Below are 17,266 nucleotides of genomic sequence, written 5' to 3' on the forward strand. Positions count from 1 at the left end.
TGCCTACTGTAACAGAATCAGGGGACAGAGGGCCGACAATATCGAACAAGCGATCAAATGTTGCACCGATGCCCTCAGCGTTCGCACCCGCGAAGCTTTTCCCCAACAATGGGCAATGACGCAAAATAATCTGGCAATTGCCTACTGTAACAGAATCAGGGGACAGAGGGCCGACAATATCGAACAAGCGATCAAATGTTGCACCGATGCCCTCACCGTTTACAAGCCCGATGCCTTTCCCGAATATTGGGCAATGACGCAAAATAATCTGGCAACTGCCTACCGTGAAAGAATCAGGGGAGAGAGGGCCGACAATATTGAACAAGCGATCAAATTTTACAAAGAGGCACTCAAAGTCTACAAGCTTGATGCCCTTTCCGAAGATTGGGCAGGTACGCAAAATAATCTGGCAATTGCCTACCGTGAAAGAATCAGGGGAGAGAGGGCCGACAATATCGAACAAGCGATCAAATTTTACAAAGAGACACTCAAAGTCTACAAGCTCGATGCCTTTCCCGAATATTGGGCAATGACACAAAATAATCTGGGACTTACCTACTCTGACAGAATCAGTGGAGAGAGGGCAGACAATATCGAACAAGCAATCAAATTTTACAAAGAGGCACTCAAAGTCTACAAGCTCGATGCCTTTCCCGAATATTGGGCAATGACACAAAATAATTTGGGACTTGCCTACTCTGACAGAATCAGGGGAGAGAGGCCAAAGAATATCGAAAAAGCGCTCAAATTTTACACCGCCGCCCTCACCGTTTACAAGAGCGATGCCTTTCCCGAATATTGGGCAACCACGCAAAATAATCTGGCAACTGCCTACCGTGAAAGAATCAGGGGGCAGAGGGCAAAGAATATCGAAAAAGCAATCGCATTTTACACCGCCGCCCTCACCGTTTACAAGAGCGATGCCGTTCCCGAACAATGGGCAACGACACAAAATAATCTGGCAATTGCCTACTCTGACAGAATCAGGGGAGACAGGGCAAAGAATATCGAAAAAGCGATCGAATGCTATAAAAATTCTTTAACTATCAGAACTCGTGAGGCTTTCCCGCAAAATTATACAGAAACTTTATTTAATTTAGGGAATCTTTACCGCAGCAACCAGCAATGGCAACTTGCTTATGATAGATTTTCTCCAGCAATTGAGACAGTAGAATTTTTACGAGGTGAGATTCAATCTGGGGATGAAACCAAAGAGAAATTAGCTGAATTATATAACAGAATATATCTGCGTATGGTAGAAGTTTGCATCCAAATGCAGCGCTACACTGAAGCTGTGGAATATGCCGAACGTTCTAAGGGGCAAAACTTAATCGAGTTGCTATCGGTGAAAGATTTGTATCCCAAAGGAGAAATCCCCGCCGAAGTGCGCCAAGAGTTGCAACAGTTAAGACAGAGAATTGCTGAAGAAAATCAACGCTTAAAACAAGCTGAAGAAAAAAACTATGCCACTATCAACCAACTACGCCAAGATTTAGCCGTCAAATATCCCTATACACCCCTCAATTTTGGTGAAATTAAGCAGTTAGCCGATGAAAAAACAGCCATTGTCGAATGGTACATTTTACGCAGTAGCTTTTGTGCCTTCATCATTACTAAGGATAACTCGCAACCACAGTTTTTATCCTTTCCTGAGTCGGATTTAAAACGATTAATTGATTGGGTAAAAGAATATTTAAGAGATTATTATAGTAACCGGCAACAATGGGAAAACAGCCTAGAAACCAAACTAACAAACCTAGCCGAAATTATCCACATTGATGAGATAGTTAATTCTATCCCCGAAAGCTGCGATAAACTAATCCTAATTCCCCACCGCTACCTGCACCTTTTCCCTCTCCACGCCTTACCTGTCAGCGGGGAAACTTGGCAACGCTTTCACCCCGATAACTCAAATTTTCCCCCGAATCCCTGTCTGATTGACTGCTTCGATAACGGAGTTTCCTACGCCCCCAGTTGCCAAATTCTCCATCAAGTCCAAAAATACCAACGAGGTAAATTTGATAAATTTTTCGCCATTCAAGATCCCAAAAATGACTTAATGGCTGCCGATATGGAAGTAGAAAGCATCAAAAATCTCTTCCCAAACCCACAAATTTTAGCTAAAAACAATGCCAAGAAAGGCAAAAAATCAAAGGAAAAATTAGAAATAGCCGAACAAGTCGCCGATAGCCATCATCTCTTCTTTTCCTGTCATGGTTATTTCAACCTCAACGAACCCCTAAAATCTGGTTTACAACTAGCCGATGGCACTCTCACCCTAGAAGAAATAATCGGCTATTTCAACCTCAGTGAATGCAGCCTAGTCACCCTTTCCGCCTGCGAAACTGGACAAGTTCGACTCGACAACACCGACGAATACATCAGCCTCACCAGCGGTTTTATGTTAGCAGGTAGTCCCAGTTTATACGTCACTTTATGGTCAGTAAATGCCTTTTCTACAGCCATTTTACTGATTAAAACCTACGAAAACCTCTACCAGAAACCGGGTAAACTTGCCTTGGCATTAAATCAAGCACAAATCTGGCTACGAGACACCGACATCCAAGGCTTTCTCGACTGGACAAACAAATGTCCACTCCTAGACGAAGAATGGCGAGAAATCTTACAATACTCCTTGGAAGACGACAAAGAAACCCAAGGAGCTAATGCTAAGATATATCAAAATCCCTATTATTGGGCCGGCTTCTGCATGGCTGGCAAAGGAGAACAAAACATGGCTAACAGCATCAGCAAATTAGAAGTTTTCCAGCAATTAATTCAACAATCAGATTTATTGGTTAATCTGAGAAATGACCTAATTTCTCTCAAAGATAAGTTGACAGAAAATGATGAAGAAAACATCAAAATAATTGAGAAATGGCTAGAAGACAAACCAGCCATCGAGAGAAAGTACAAAGCTAAGTGCATGAAATTGGGAGATAAATCACCCAGAGATGCAACATCGTCTACTAAGCCGGGAGAAAAAAGTGAAATCTTGATAAAAACGATAGAAAATCTGACTGTCTCTGCTGAAAAAACTCCGGAAAGAGATGAAAACACCTCTCTATGAGAAACTTTAGTATCAGTGTTTATTTTTTCCATCTATATCAAACTATCGCCGAATCTCTTGATCGAGTTTCCCCGGAAGCCGATTTGATTTGGGAAAATGTGATTCAAGTAAGCGAAAAACTACCTTTCACTGAACTAAAAAATTTAAAATCCCAATTACTTTGTTATGAGTTAGATAAAGAATCAAAGGTTTTCAAACATAAAACAGAAGCGTTAAATTTAATTAATATCTGGCTAACTCAAGCTCAAAAGCCGATCACACTGACTACCATTAAACAAAATGAGTTAGAAATTAGCGGGAATCTCAAACCATTTTTATTACACGATACCTACGCTTTCGATTTAACTTTATATCCTGAAGATGTAGACCAAGATATCACAGCCGAAAAACTGAATCTATTTCAACCCAGTAGCCTCTTTTTAGATTGTTCGGCAACCACCCTCGGTGAAACCATCTGGCTGTTTGGAGAACCAGAACTAGAGGATAAAGAAGGTCAAGACTTAGCTGATATCTTTGTGAAAGAGTTTCTGAAATCTACTAAATTTACAGCTAGATTTGTCGCTGAGGGTAAATTACTGAAAGTTCCCTTATTTGAATATGAAATTAGCCAAGATAATCAGCCGAATAAACGCTATAAAATTTTAGTTTGGATTGACAATAAAGCGATTGATCCAGAAATTACCCCAATTTATGATGATTTAATTGCCTCACTCTGGACTCGCCACAAAATTGAATATGTCTACGAACAAGCGCGAGATAGTTATAGTAAAGCCAGAAAAGTTTATAGTGAACTAGAAGATTATATAAAAAAGTTTAAGCAAAATCAACCATTAGAAGAACTGCAAAAAATTCTGGAATCAATGCCAGAACTATCTATAAAGTATCAACGGCAAATGCGAGATTTGCAAGCGCATTATACCACAATCAAAGTAAATCAAATTAACTATCAAAATTATTTAAAAAAATTCTGGCAATCGGGGGATATTTCCACTTGGCAAGAGTTTGGTGAAACTACCTGTAAGCGCTACCTTGATCAGATAGAAACCTATATTAACTACATTCAACCAGGCAAAGAATTAATCAAGGAGTTTATCAATACCTTACGGGGTTTGGTTGAAGTTGAACAAGCAAAGATTGATCGCAGCCTCCAAAAAACCCTCCAAGATAATGAAGCCGCAGAAAAAGAGCGAGATCGTCAATTGCAAACTACTGTAGCTGTTGTTGGTGTAGGAATAGGTGTGGCCGGTGTTACGGCTACAGCATTGCCTTATTACATGAAGCCACCCGATAAACCACAAGAAATCCAATTATATCCCTGGAATTCTCCACCTCATCAAATTACTCAAGCTATTGGTATCAGTCTGGGTGTCGGTTCGTTGCCATTTTTAGGCTGGCTGTTAATTTATGTTGTCGGGCGGGTGTCGAAATTTATCAAAGGCGAATCAGCTTTTCTTGGGTTTTCGCGCAAACCTAAGACAATTAAGCCAGCCGACCGCACTCAACCTTAAACAACAAGGTAACACGACTTAGCCACGTTGAGCTTAGAAACCTGGTTTCTTTGCCTAAGCCCTCGGTAAATTATCTGACAATCACAACAATTAAAAAATAATCTTCTCCCAAAACCGGCATCTAACGTAAAATCCCTAATAGGGACAGAAATACAAAGGAGACACAATGGTTAAACCAGATCAAGTCGAGGCAATGATCAAAGAGCAATTGCCAGACGCACAAATTCAAGTCTATACCAACGACGGAGAACATTACGAAGCAGTAGTAATTTCCGCCCAATTTGAAGGCAAAAACTTAGTGCAACAACACCAAATGGTTTATGCTGCCGTCAGAGAAGCAATGGACAGCAACGCCATTCACGCCTTAGCCTTAAAAACCTATACCCCTGCTTCTTGGGCCGCTGCCGGCCAGCCGGTGTGACACCAAGAGCGATAGACTAATTAACAGTCGGTATTACCATCTCAACCGCCAGCGCTGACTCAACAACTAACGAATTGCAAGCACAACCATGACACCAGAACTCAAAGAACGCCTCGACAACTTAGTAAAAGAGAACAAAATTTTAGTTTTTATGAAGGGTTCCAAACTGATGCCTCAGTGCGGTTTCTCTAATAATGTCGTGCAAATTCTCAATGCAATGGGCGTCCCCTACGAAACCATTGATGTTTTGGCAGATTGGGAAATTCGCCAAGGCATCAAAGAATTCTCCAACTGGCCAACCATTCCCCAAGTTTATATTAATGGGCAGTTTGTGGGGGGCTCCGATATTCTGATCGAGCTTTACCAGAAAGGCGAATTGCAAGAAGTCTTAGAAGTTGCTCTAGCTTCTTAAATGCCGGTCAAAACCAAACTTGAAAAAAGCAAAGTCCCCCGGTGGGGGACTTCGAGCTTTTAGCTACTGATTTTAAGCAATAGCTTAAGGCAATATATTAAAGACTCTTACTGTGGATTGTTAAAAAAAACGTTTTAAAACCAACCTCAAAGCCCCCCTTAAATGGGGGTTAAATGGGGGTGATTCACGAAGCTTTCAGCGCTCAAACAAATCATTACCGCCTAGTTAATAATAACCAGTTTCCGGTTCAGGCTGAGGCTGGAGCATATCAAAGTTTGAGCGGTCGTAGAGATAGCGAACTGCCTCTTCTTCAAGCCTGTTAATGAGATAAGGTTCCAGGGCGTTCGTGTGTCTAAGAGCAGCCACATAGCCATCTAAATACAGCCGCAATTCATCGAAACGATAACCCCGATTCCACTGTTCAACAAGGGCATCGGTAAGCTTTTGGTAATACCGGATGGTCAAAGTATCTTGAAGCATGGTTAAACCTCCTGGCAGATGGGTATGCAAGCACAAATAAGATTGTTTTGGCCGTCGTTGCTGAAATAAGTTGACCAGGTTTTTCTCTTACCGACGTAACAGGGTCAAACATTGTTCTGTGGGGTCACTGGGAAACCAAAGCTTCGGGAGTGGTGGCTCGCAGATACTTGCTGGCTTAGATGGGCCTTTTTAACAATGCGCTCTCCGGTCGAGGATCGGTGTATGGAATCCGTAGTTTAGCAAACCTTCTCTAATTGTGCTGATTATTTTTGCTAATTTCTTCATCTTTAAGGTTGAGACACCGGCTTAAACAAGAGTTGAGGCTATGCTTTTTGGCAGAGTTCTCATTTTTTGGATAGCATCTGTCCACCTTAAATAAAAGATTTTGGCCCTCAACGATTCTTGCTTTGAGCAGACAACTAACCCCCTGATCTAAATAAATCGCGTCTTGGGTTAGCGATCCAGTCTTTTTGGCAAGTTCTCAGGATTCTTAACTTATCGTAACATTCTTTCGCTCCGTCATTTGTATTTGCGGTGAAACCCTCGCAAACGCCCGATTTTTTCGCAAAACTCAACACCGGCCAACGCACCGGCAGTAACAGAGGTTACAAAACCATGACAAATGCTCTGTTAACCTTAAAACCACTTCCCTTAAAGGTACAGTTTTGTGGTATTAATTTCTATTCAAATTGTTGAGGCAAACCCTCATTTACGTTCGCTTTTAGGCTGGCATCTTCAGCAAGTAGGCTATACGGTGCACCAATCAGCCGATATTCGCCATGCCCGCGAGGTATTCTATAACCGGCAGCCAAATTTAGTCATTCTTGACTCAGAATTGCCCGATGGCGACTCTTTAGAGTTTTGCCGGTGGTTGCACGGCCAGCAGCAGTCAATGATCCTCATCCTCAGTGCTCGCATCACCGAAGCGGATATTGTGGCCGGACTCAAAGCCGGTGCCGATGACTATCTGAAAAAACCCTTCGGAATGCAAGAGTTTCTGGCGCGGGTAGAAGCTTTGATCCGCCGGCATAAAACCGTTACGCCGCCGATCAGTTTAGATTATGGCCATCTGAAAATTGACTTAGTGCAACGCCGAGTGCGCGTTCAAGACGATCACATCGAGTTGACTCCCCAAGAATTTAGCTTGCTTTATGTCTTGGCCCAAGCCGGCGGTCTCCCCCTGAGCCGGCCTGAGTTGTTGCGGCGCGCGTGGCCCGATGCTATCGATAACCCCCGCACCATTGATACTCATGTGTTATCTTTGCGGAAAAAAATTGAAACTGACCCCCGCCAGCCTAGCTTAATTCAAACAGTTCGCAATGTCGGATATCGATTTAACATCGATACGTTAAATAATGCCTACAATGCGGAAACTTCCCTGGCTTCTGTGGCGACTAAGCCGATGCGCCAACTTTCTCAAGTTGGGGCCGGTGATCATAACCGGAATTAGAAGTTTAGGAAGTTGTTTAATTGTTTAAATTATGCCGGCTTCATTCTCCTTCCTAAACCTAACCCCTGAGCTTAGTTCCTTTGTAGATAAGGGGGAGAAGAGAGATAATTTTTGTTCTCTGTTTCTTTCTTTAAAAATACCTATCTTCTCTCCCTTACCATATCTTTTCCCCCCTTCCCTTGTCAGCAAGAGGGGCTGGGGGTGGTTAGGTTAATCCCATTCTTCAGCGGCTTTTTGTTCGGCTTCAATTAAGCTTTGGCGTAGATGCTGCCAGTTTATTTGGGATGCCGGCATATCTGCAATTAATTTACCTTCCTGAATGTGCAGCACGCGAGTAGCGAATTCTTCCACCATATCTAACTGGTGATTTACCATTAAGATTGTAGTTTTTGTGGTGCTGGCGAGTTCTTTTAAAACGGAGATAAGCTGTGTTCCCCGACCGGCATCTAAGGCGGAGGTTGGCTCATCAAGTAAAAGAATTTTTGGCTGTGTTATTAAGGCTCGTGTTATGGCTACCCATTGACGCTGACCGGCGGATAATTGCACTTCTGTTCTTTCCATCCAATCATTGGGTAAGCGCATTTTTTCTATCCATGTAATCAGACGATCTCGAATAATTTGGGGATTCAAGTTTTGCAGTTTTAACCCATAAACCAGGCTATCTTTTACCGGCATTCCTAAAAGTTTTGATTCTTGTTGTACCAGCATAATGTCGCGGCGAAGTTGAATAGCTGGTAAAAGCCGGTAATCTTGATTTTCTATATAAATTGACCCGCTGGTGGGTTCGCTGAGACGATTTAGTAAGCGTAACAAAGAAGTTTTGCCGGCCCCAGAAGGGCCAACAATGGCCACTTTTTCCCCGGCATTGATTTCAAAAGAGATATCTTTAACTAAATACTGGGAACCCAGGGAGGTAGTGAGGCTGACTTGATCGAGGCGCACTTGATAAGTTTCTATGGTTGAGGAATTTAGGATAGTTTTTTTCAATTTTAACGTAGACAGGTTCAGTTTTCTTATTTTCTTTAGGGGAAAAATTTTGTGGGGGTTACGGGCAAATTTAAAATTATTCCTAGATAATTTCGTAGCTTGGTTAAGCAATGCGTGTTTTTAGTTTAACCCAATAATTAATAACTCGCTTTGGTTTTTTTCGACAATTTCCGTAATTTCACTGAGCAAAGTTCCGTGCTTTTACTGAGAAAACGAATCTCTTTCTTATGTTTTAATAATATCTTAATCCGAAAAATACGTTCATCGCTCCACAAGCTTTTTAGTAAATCAGGGTAAAAGCATCTAGCCTCTGTGGAGTGATTTTCTTAATAAATTTAAGAAATCTCTTGTTTAAGAGGCGGTTTTATTTGAATTAAATTGCTCAATTGTCTTCACTAAAAAACCGACAAATGACAAATGACTAATGACTCATTGCTATGGCTGTGGAAATTGTCCAAGCATCTACCAGCAATAACAAAAATGTAAAACTCAACAAGATAATGTACATCCAAGGCTGAGCCAAAGGACGAACATCGCGGGTATCTAGGTTAGTTTTTTGTTGGACAAGTTGGACAAATTTTGCAAACCCTACCATCCGCATCGGCAATAGATATCCTTTGCCTTCTTTGCTGAGAAAATAATAAACTAAACCGCCTTGGCCGGTGGTTTTTGGCTTTAAAGCTTGCACGTCTTGCCAAGGCAAAAACCACCCTTTACGGAGGGGAAACCAAGCCGGATATCTGACGGAAATGCCGGTGTCATCAACAATAACTCGCTCGCTTAAAGCGCCATAAAGCAACCCTAAACCTATGGCTAAACCCACCCATAAAAAAGCCGGTGACAGAGGAGCATCGGCCATTTCAGCTAAAAAGGGTAGGGGAAGTGTTAAGGCAATATACAAGCTTAAAAGGGTCAGACGAATTAAAGGAGAAATTCTAAAAACTCCTAAAGCAGGGGTTTCGGGTGGCTTGGTTTGTTGGTTAGTCATTCGTCATTTGTCATTAATCACTGGGGACGGGTAATTGTTGGTTTGATGATTGTCTGTGGGCTAATTACCCGTTACGGTAAATATTTTTGCACAACGAGCCAACCAGTCCAAGAAACCCAAGAAAAAGCCAAAAATAAAACGAAATTTGTGGAAATATGAACCCATCTTGCCCAGCGGCGTTGGGGGCTAATTTGTGTTGCACTCCAAGCAGATATTAAAACTAAAGCTACGACCGTAAAACCGGCGATGAAATGGCCTGAATGGCCAAGTGTCCCGTAGTGTCCGAGAGTGCCAATAATGCCGATAAAAAGCAATAACAGCACCAAGGCTACCATAGAGATACCAATCAGGTAATGCAACCTTCGCAGCCAATACCGGCGCCGGTAGCTACGAGTTTGCCTTGCCTGAAAAATCGATAGGCCGGTTATTGCTAGTAGCAGATAAGCGAGGATGGAAAATCCCATCGACCAAGCTGCTATTTTCCACAACCACAAAAAGGAAGGCAGATTCAAGGCGGTTTTCCAAAAATTCCAGCTATTGAATCATAGCAAATCCTATAGAGTTGTAGTCAACTACCCTGACAGATATTAAAATTTGAGTTTAATCAACTGTTGTTAAAGCTGCGGCCCTCATAGGTCTGGAGATCGGGCGATTTTTGGCAATTGCTTCAACCCCCGTTTTAATAATGTTGATCGCTTCTTCTTTTATCTCCCCGCCTAAGTCAACGCCAGCGCTTTTTTGTTCGCTGATCCGTAGTCGATTGCAGGGAATTTTATCTGATAAAATTGCACTCGCCATCATTCCAGTATGGATTTCTAAAAGCCCTTCGGCAAAAGATTCAAATACCAAGCGCTGGCCGGGGAAGACTACCCGCTCAAAATACCAGTTTTGAATATTTGTGATCCGTGCGATTTGTATTTTGCTGGTTGCATTAACATAGCAGCAAACAATGTGCCGGTCGCTGCGGTCAGTGGGGATGGGATCAAGGATTTGAGCCATAGGTGTGAGGGGTTTTGCACCACGACAAATTACATCATAAACCTTAACACTTGCTGATCCCCAGATGTTGTAAAGAGGGCTACCAACTGATATATTTCTTTAGATTTCATCCTTTTGGTATATCGGGCGGATTATTTAAATCTATTGATGTATTGACATACCCTAAACTTTGTGCATTATGTAGCCTTTGCAGTTTTCCATAGGCAAATTTGCTATAGCTTGCATTATTTAAAATAAAATTAAGCTTAGTTAGAGAGAGCTTTAAGTAAAGTTTAACCGAAGAGCTAAAAGATAAATTTTTTTAATAATCAAGCCGGCAGCTTGCTCATCTCAGAGAATACCAGCCAATCGAACCTAGCAAGTGGGAGCAATAAAAAATCTTGATCGCCCCGTAATGCACACCGGCATAAAGGCAATGATATTGTTAAGTTATATAAAGGCCGTTTCAGAAACCTGTAACAGCACCCCCCATGACAGACCGCATTTTGTACGTTCGCCTACCATGCAACCCCATCTTTCCCATTGGGGTTGTTTACCTCAGTGATCACGTCCACAAACTTTTCCCAGACGTGGAACAGCGTATTTTTGACTTGGGAACCGTCCCACCCTTGGACTTTGGCAGTGCGTTAGATGCCTGTGTAAACGAATTTAAACCCACCCTGCTTGTATATTCGTGGCGGGATATCCAAATTTATGCGCCGGTGGGTGGACGCGGCGGAAACCCTCTGCAAAACGCTTTTGAATTTTATTACGCCAAAAATCCCTTCCTCAAACTACGGGGCGCGTTGGGAGGACTGCGGATCACCACCGCTTATTACACCGAACTTTGGCGCAATTTAGGATTAATAAAACGCGGCTTAAAAACTGCAAAAAAATACAATCCCCAAGCGCGGGTAGTGGTGGGTGGTGGTGCAGTTAGCGTTTTTTACGAACAATTAGGAAATAGTTTACCGGCCGGCACCATTGTATCTGTAGGAGAAGGCGAAACCCTCCTCGAAAAATTGCTCAAAAAGCAAGACCTTAGCGATGAACGCTGTTATGTGGCCGGTGAAACAATTCCCCGTGAAAGATTAATTCACGAAAAACCGACACCCATTGAAAAAACCGCCTGTAACTACGACTACATCGAGACTATTTGGCCAGAATTTCAATATTACTTGCAAGACAAAGACTTTTACATCGGCGTGCAAACAAAACGCGGTTGCCCGCATAACTGTTGTTATTGCATTTATACCGTCATTGAAGGCAAGCAAGTAAGAGTTAATCCCGCTGATGAAGTTGTCGCAGAAATGCAGCAACTTTATAAACGCGGAGTTAGAAATTTCTGGTTTACTGACGCGCAATTTATCCCAGCGCGAAAGTTTATGGATGATGTGGTGGAATTGCTGAATAAAATCATCGATTCGGGGATGACTGATATTCATTGGGCTGCCTATATTCGGGCGGATAATTTAACGCCAGAAATATGCGACTTGATGGCAAAAACCGGCATGAATTATTTTGAGATCGGTATTACCAGCGGTTCTCAAGAACTGGTGCGAAAAATGCGGATGGGTTACAATCTCCGCACGGTTTTGGAAAATTGCCGTGATTTAAAAGCTGCGGGCTTTAATGATTTGGTTTCGGTTAATTACTCGTTTAATGTGATTGATGAAACCTACGAAACTATCCGCCAAACTATTGCTTATCACCGGGAGTTAGAGCGAATTTTTGGTGAAGATAAGGTGGAACCTGCTATTTTCTTTATTGGGTTGCAACCGCATACAATTTTGGAAGAGTATGCTTTTAAGAAGAATATTCTTAAACCTGGTTACGATCCGATGAGTATAATGCCTTGGACAGCTAGAAAGTTGCTTTGGAATCCTGAACCTTTTGGCTCATTTTTTGGCGAGGTTTGTTTGCAAGCGTGGCAACAAAATCCTAATGATTTTGGACGCGAGGTTATGCGGATTTTAGAGCAACGTTTGGGCTGTGCGCCGTTGGAGGAGGCTTTGTCTGCGCCGGTGGTTGAAGATAAACCAAAAGAGTTAGTTTCTGCTTAATTTTGGTGGTTTCGCGAACCCGGTTTATTTAAAAAACCGGGTTTTTTATTGGAAAAACTTTACAATAAATTTATATTTTTCTCTTGACATAATAAAAAAAGCCAGTTTGAATTGAATTAGAGTTTCCCCGAATTATTTAGAAAATGAAAACCTTTTCCAAACGTTCCAGCCTAATTGCTAAACTCGCCTTCGCAGGAATTGGCGCATTTTGCTTGCTCACACCGGCAGTCCAAGCAGTACCAATCACTCCTGTAAAAATTGCTCAAGCTGATAGAGCTTGTCCGAAAGCAATGCCGGTGAGTTCTTTTGAAACGCCAAACTTTTATGTTTTCATTTGTCAAGGCCAAGATGACAAATTGTTTTATCAAGGCATAGAAAAAGGCAATCCTGACAATATGATTAATGTCAGCCAGGTGGAATATAAAAATGGGTCTTACAGTGCTTTAAATGGCAACGTTATCTATCAAATTAACGAGAAAGAGCTAGTGATTTATGAAAATGGCAAAGTGATTCAAAGAGAGCGGGTGGTTCAATCTAATTAAATTTGGTTTGCATTAGATTGCTTTTTTTGATGTGAAATAACCGGCCTCGGTTTTAAGTTTGACTGGGGCCGGTTTACAATCTGCCGGTGATGGATTAATAATCAACTCAATTATGCAATAATCAAAAAAACTACGCTCGCTCAACCCTATGATACCCGCCGGCACCCTATTAAGGAACCGTTACCAAATCATAAAACTCCTGGGATATGGAGGTTTTGGGGACACCTACCTAGCCCAAGATAAAGATTTACCCGGACATCCTTTTTGTGTCGTCAAACACTTAAAACCAAAAGATCCCAATCCCGCAGTTTTGCCAATTGCCAGACGGTTATTTGAAAGCGAAGCACAAGTCTTATATAAACTTGGTCAAAAAAGTGAGCGCATCCCTACACTTTCCGCGCACTTTGAAGAAAAAGGCGAGTTTTATTTTGTCCAAGACTTCATTGATGGAGAAGATTTAACCAAAGAACTCATTCCTGGGAGAAGATTAAGTGAGCAACAAGTCAGAGACATTTTGCAAGGTATTTTAGAAGCTTTAGAAATTGCTCATCAGAATAACGTCATCCATCGGGATATAAAACCGGCCAACTTAATGCGCCGCAAAGATGATGGTCAAATAGTCTTGATAGACTTTGGTGCTGTTAAAGAAATTGGCACTTTAATAATCAATTCTCAAGGACAAACTACTGTATCAGTTGTTGTTGGCACTCACGGTTATATTCCTAGTGAACAGGCAAGAGGTAAACCAAAATTGTGCAGCGATATTTATGCTGTGGGGATGATTGGTATTCAAGGCTTAACAGGAATTTCGCCGGATCAATTGCCAGAAAATCCGAACAATGGCGAGGTTATTTGGCGAAATAACGCACAGGTTAGTTCGGAGTTTGCTGCTGTTTTAGATAAGATGGTACGCGACCATTTTAGCCAACGCTATCAAAATGCTACTGACGCTTTACAAGCATTAAATTCTTTAGGGTTAAAAATTCCCCCGACTGTACCAGTTATACCACAACAAAATACTGTGACGCGGCGGAATTGGTTACAGCTTGCAGCCTTTGGCGGAGTGGGGTTTGTGGTGGCGGTGATCAGTAAAGATTTTTGGAATAAACAACCGGAAAACGTAGTATTAGCAAAAGAAACGCCTTTACGAGAACCGATTTATACCCCAACCCTTGAACCAAAATCTACACCAACACCGACTGAAACTCCAACCACACCATCAAACGAAAATCCAAAGCTTTTTTATTTTGATTTTACCACTGTTACGGTGAATTCATGGGGGGAAATTATGAATCGCCGGCAGGCACAAACCCAATTTTTTAAAGATAATCTCGGCAATGGAGTAGGTTTGGAAATGGTGGCGATACAAGGTGGAACTTTTATGATGGGTTCCCCAGAAACGGAAGCAATACGAGAGAGTGATGAAAGTCCGCAGCATCAGGTAACAGTTAAGCCTTTTTATCTGGGAAAATATCCCGTAACCCAGGCGCAATGGCAAGCGGTGATGGGGAATAATCCCTCGAATTTTATAGGCAATAATAGGCCGGTGGAAACTGTATCTTGGGATGATGCGGTGCAGTTTTGTCAAAAACTTTCGCAACTAACAGGACGTAATTATCGCTTACCAAGTGAGGCAGAATGGGAATACGCTTGTCGTGCCGGCACATCCACACCTTTTTATTTTGGGGAAACAATAACCCCAGATTTAGTTAATTATGATGGCAATTATCCTTACGCTTGGGCACCAAAAGGAAAATATCGTGAACAAACAACAGATGTAGGAAGTTTTCCACCAAATGCTTTTGGTTTGTATGATATGCACGGCAATGTTTGGGAATGGTGCCTGGATGTTTGGCATCAAAACTACAATGGTGCGCCAAAAGATGGCAGCGCGTGGGAAGCTGGAGGTAATTCTCAATACCGGTTGCGGCGTGGAGGTTCTTGGGACCGCAATGCCAGGAGTTGCCGTTGCGCTAATCGTGTCAGGCATCAGCCTGGTGACAGGTGGTCGAGCAGCGGTTTTCGTGTAGCTGTTTCCCCTGGTTTTAGCCCTTAGCACTTTTGCTCTTTTCCCTTCTTTTATTTTTCCTTTTGGTTGCCGTCGGCAGGTGACTCGATTTTTTTTAAACTCAACAAAGAAAGCGGGATTCTTAACCCTGGCAAACCCAACCAAGAAACCCGATTGCAAGTTTGACAAGGCTCTGGTTATAATTTAAATAAATATTGGGTTTAAAAATGGTAAAGTTACAAGAAGTTTTGCAGTTAGCAAAACAGCTTTCCTCGGTGGATAAAATGCGTTTAATTCAGCAAATAGCACCAGACATTGAACAGGAATTGATGGTTAGTAACAACAAGCCTCGTAAATCATTATGGGGTTTATGTGCAGATTTGGGGCCGGCACCTTCGGCAGAAGAGATTGAGGAAATGCGGCAAGAAGCATGGGCAAACTTTCCCAGAGAGGATATCTAGTGTTGCGTGCTGTTGCTGATACTCATGCCGTTATTTGGTATTTGTTTGGAGATAGGCGTTTGTCGCTAAATGCTAATAACTTTATTACCCAAGTTGCAGCTAGTTGAGCGTCATCAAGTGCCTGATTTACCAGATCGGATTATTGCTGCGACGGCTTTGCATTTAGGAGTGCCGGTGATCAGTCGAGATACCAAAATTCAATTATCGAATATAAATACTATTTGGTAAAGCAGTAGAGCTATTCAACCACCGATTAAAATCGGTGGCTACACGAAAAAAGTCCTACGGACTAAATAGGCTTTATCACGTCCTGAATTAAATAATATTCCTAACCCCCAAAGGGGGTTTTATTCGTGTAGACATCGGTTTCAACCGGCGGCGACTATTGTCACCCATCACCTCGACGCTATCCACTCTGTAACAGAGGAAAACCCCCTGAGCCCCTCCCAAAAACAAAATACAGTATTATACTCAAAGGAAAAATCGCCGCTTAAATTAATCTAAATAAATGTTACAAGGCTCGATTGTCCAGCAGCTACAAGCCGCCCACCAGAACAGTACCCGGCCCGTCAGATTTGGGGTGTATTACAAAAATACCCTAGTTTCCCTCTGCCACGCCCTCGAAGACTGTATCCTCGCCTCCCGTACCTCCCCCATCGTCATCACCGCCTTTCAACAAGGTAAATGGTATTTGCAAGAAGCCGAACGCTACGGCGACTTAGCAAAAAAATCTCGCCAAATTGTGATTATGGCTTCCCCAAACTCTGGCTGGCAAGAACACCCAACCAGTCAATTACCAAATGTTGATTTAGTCAGCCTCGACAAAACCGATCCTGTCGCTGAAGAATGGCACTTAATAATATTATCGCCAACCTACACAGCAATGGTACTTTGTCAAGAGTTATCCGAAGCAGATTATGGAATTACCGGCATTCCCAAAGAAGACCGCGACCGCAAATTTTATGGCTTATGGACATTTGAACCGGCCCTCGTCAAAGAAACCATAGAATTAGCAATAGATCACATCGGAAAATACAACCCCGAACTACAACAAAAACTTACCCAACAATTAGAAACCCTAAGCCAAGAATTTGTCGAGCAAAAAGACGATTTAAGCGAAATTGTTGCCCGTGTTATTGATTACTTACAACAAGGACAGCATGAATTAGAAACTCCCACTTATACCAATCATAAAGCCTTAGATCGCAACTTAATATCAAACGAAATTCAAGCCTTTTTGCGAATGGCGCAGATCATGGATCTAGCAGACGCCACAAACCCAATGGCGGCGGCGGAAGTTACAGCCATCACCGAAACCATCGGTCAATTACTCGACTTGCCGGCATGGCAAATGAAACGCCTACGCCTTGCTTCCTTACTCCACCGGCTAGACTCAGCCCAACGCATAGATAACATAATATCCGAGAATACAAACCGCTATCAAGAAGACGGCCCCTGCTGCCCCTTAGTAGCCGGAGCACAAGTGCTACGCCGAATGCCGCAACTGCAAGCCATCGCCCAAATAATAACTCATCAAACGGAGAACTGGGATGGCACCGGCAAACCTGCCGGCCTCAGCGGTGAAGAAATTCCCCTCGAATCAAGAATTATCGCACTTGCCGCAGAATTCCAACAAAAAATAGTCAAATATCGAAACACCGGCAACCCCGAAAATGCAGCTAATTACGCACTACAAGCCGTAGCAGAATGCCAAACAGAAAAAGGCGAAAAATGGGAACCAAAATTAGTAGATACCCTAACCTTATTAGTAATGGGAATGCAGCAAGGATTAACCCTACCAATCACCCAACCAAAAATCACCGCCGGAATGTGGCTATTAGACTACCACATAGATAGCGAAACAAGAACAAACAAAAACCTTTCCCAAAAACCCTAAA

Annotated in this window: 16 protein-coding genes; 11 read left to right on the forward strand and 5 right to left on the reverse strand. The window is 42.4% G+C overall.

The window, feature by feature from the left end:
* The 4 genes from NG798_RS09070 to grxD all read left to right on the forward strand — a co-directional run.
* A partial coding sequence (locus tag NG798_RS09070; RefSeq protein WP_261222092.1) for a CHAT domain-containing protein occupies positions 1–3,070 on the forward strand: 3,070 nt, incomplete at its 5' end.
* Positions 3,067–4,578 (forward strand): hypothetical protein, encoded by a 1,512-nt coding sequence (locus NG798_RS09075; RefSeq protein ID WP_261222093.1) that lies wholly within the window; start codon positions 3,067–3,069, stop codon positions 4,576–4,578. The genes NG798_RS09070 and NG798_RS09075, both read left to right, overlap by 4 nt.
* A gap of 166 nt (positions 4,579–4,744) precedes the next feature.
* Positions 4,745–4,999, forward strand: a complete 255-nt coding sequence (locus NG798_RS09080) for a BolA family protein (protein WP_261222095.1) — start codon at positions 4,745–4,747, stop codon at positions 4,997–4,999.
* Between the two features lie 88 nt (positions 5,000–5,087).
* The gene (gene grxD, locus NG798_RS09085) at positions 5,088–5,411 is read left to right on the forward strand and encodes a Grx4 family monothiol glutaredoxin (RefSeq protein ID WP_261222097.1); all 324 of its coding nucleotides are present in this window, start codon (positions 5,088–5,090) and stop codon (positions 5,409–5,411) included.
* Between the two features lie 225 nt (positions 5,412–5,636).
* On the opposite strand, the gene NG798_RS09090 is transcribed toward grxD, so the two are convergent.
* Positions 5,637–5,891 carry a DUF6761 family protein gene (locus tag NG798_RS09090; RefSeq protein ID WP_261222099.1) on the reverse strand — a complete coding sequence of 85 codons (255 nt, stop codon included), beginning with the start codon at positions 5,889–5,891 and terminating at the stop codon, positions 5,637–5,639.
* A gap of 667 nt (positions 5,892–6,558) precedes the next feature.
* Between NG798_RS09090 and NG798_RS09095 the strand changes: the two genes are divergently transcribed.
* Entirely contained in the window at positions 6,559–7,341 is a 783-nt protein-coding gene (locus NG798_RS09095) for a response regulator transcription factor (protein WP_261222101.1), read from the forward strand.
* Between the two features lie 210 nt (positions 7,342–7,551).
* Here NG798_RS09095 and NG798_RS09100 read toward each other — a convergent pair whose 3' ends face one another.
* The 4 genes from NG798_RS09100 to NG798_RS09115 all read right to left on the reverse strand — a co-directional run bounded on the left by NG798_RS09100 (position 7,552) and on the right by NG798_RS09115 (position 10,315).
* Positions 7,552–8,328 (reverse strand): ATP-binding cassette domain-containing protein, encoded by a 777-nt coding sequence (locus NG798_RS09100; RefSeq protein ID WP_261222103.1) that lies wholly within the window; start codon positions 8,326–8,328, stop codon positions 7,552–7,554.
* A gap of 421 nt (positions 8,329–8,749) precedes the next feature.
* Entirely contained in the window at positions 8,750–9,316 is a 567-nt protein-coding gene (locus NG798_RS09105) for a hypothetical protein (RefSeq protein WP_261222104.1), read from the reverse strand.
* Positions 9,317–9,387: 71 nt separating this feature from the next.
* Positions 9,388–9,828, reverse strand: a complete 441-nt coding sequence (locus tag NG798_RS09110) for a DUF4079 domain-containing protein (RefSeq protein ID WP_261222105.1) — start codon at positions 9,826–9,828, stop codon at positions 9,388–9,390.
* An 88-nt stretch (positions 9,829–9,916) separates the two neighbouring features.
* Complete coding sequence (locus NG798_RS09115) at positions 9,917–10,315, reverse strand: DUF1830 domain-containing protein (RefSeq protein ID WP_261222106.1); 399 nt, start codon at positions 10,313–10,315, stop codon at positions 9,917–9,919.
* Positions 10,316–10,785: 470 nt separating this feature from the next.
* Between NG798_RS09115 and NG798_RS09120 the strand changes: the two genes are divergently transcribed.
* The 6 genes from NG798_RS09120 to NG798_RS09145 all read left to right on the forward strand — a co-directional run bounded on the left by NG798_RS09120 (position 10,786) and on the right by NG798_RS09145 (position 17,265).
* A complete protein-coding gene (locus NG798_RS09120) occupies positions 10,786–12,357 on the forward strand; it encodes a photosystem II high light acclimation radical SAM protein (RefSeq protein WP_261222108.1) in 1,572 nt (523 codons plus the stop codon).
* A gap of 143 nt (positions 12,358–12,500) precedes the next feature.
* On the forward strand, positions 12,501–12,899 hold the full coding sequence (locus NG798_RS09125) for a hypothetical protein (protein ID WP_261222109.1): 399 nt from the start codon (positions 12,501–12,503) through the stop codon (positions 12,897–12,899).
* A 148-nt stretch (positions 12,900–13,047) separates the two neighbouring features.
* Positions 13,048–14,955, forward strand: coding sequence for a bifunctional serine/threonine-protein kinase/formylglycine-generating enzyme family protein (locus NG798_RS09130; RefSeq protein WP_261222111.1), 1,908 nt, complete (start codon positions 13,048–13,050; stop codon positions 14,953–14,955).
* Between the two features lie 179 nt (positions 14,956–15,134).
* Positions 15,135–15,368: a hypothetical protein gene (locus NG798_RS09135; RefSeq protein WP_261222112.1), complete on the forward strand. Its 234-nt coding sequence runs from the start codon at positions 15,135–15,137 to the stop codon at positions 15,366–15,368.
* A gap of 69 nt (positions 15,369–15,437) precedes the next feature.
* Positions 15,438–15,596, forward strand: a complete 159-nt coding sequence (locus NG798_RS09140; RefSeq protein ID WP_261222113.1) for a hypothetical protein — start codon at positions 15,438–15,440, stop codon at positions 15,594–15,596.
* A 280-nt stretch (positions 15,597–15,876) separates the two neighbouring features.
* Positions 15,877–17,265 carry a DICT sensory domain-containing protein gene (locus NG798_RS09145; protein WP_261222114.1) on the forward strand — a complete coding sequence of 463 codons (1,389 nt, stop codon included), beginning with the start codon at positions 15,877–15,879 and terminating at the stop codon, positions 17,263–17,265.
* Position 17,266 lies beyond the last annotated feature (1 nt).

It is taken from the genome of Ancylothrix sp. D3o (assembly GCF_025370775.1).
GTDB lineage: Bacteria > Cyanobacteriota > Cyanobacteriia > Cyanobacteriales > Oscillatoriaceae > Ancylothrix.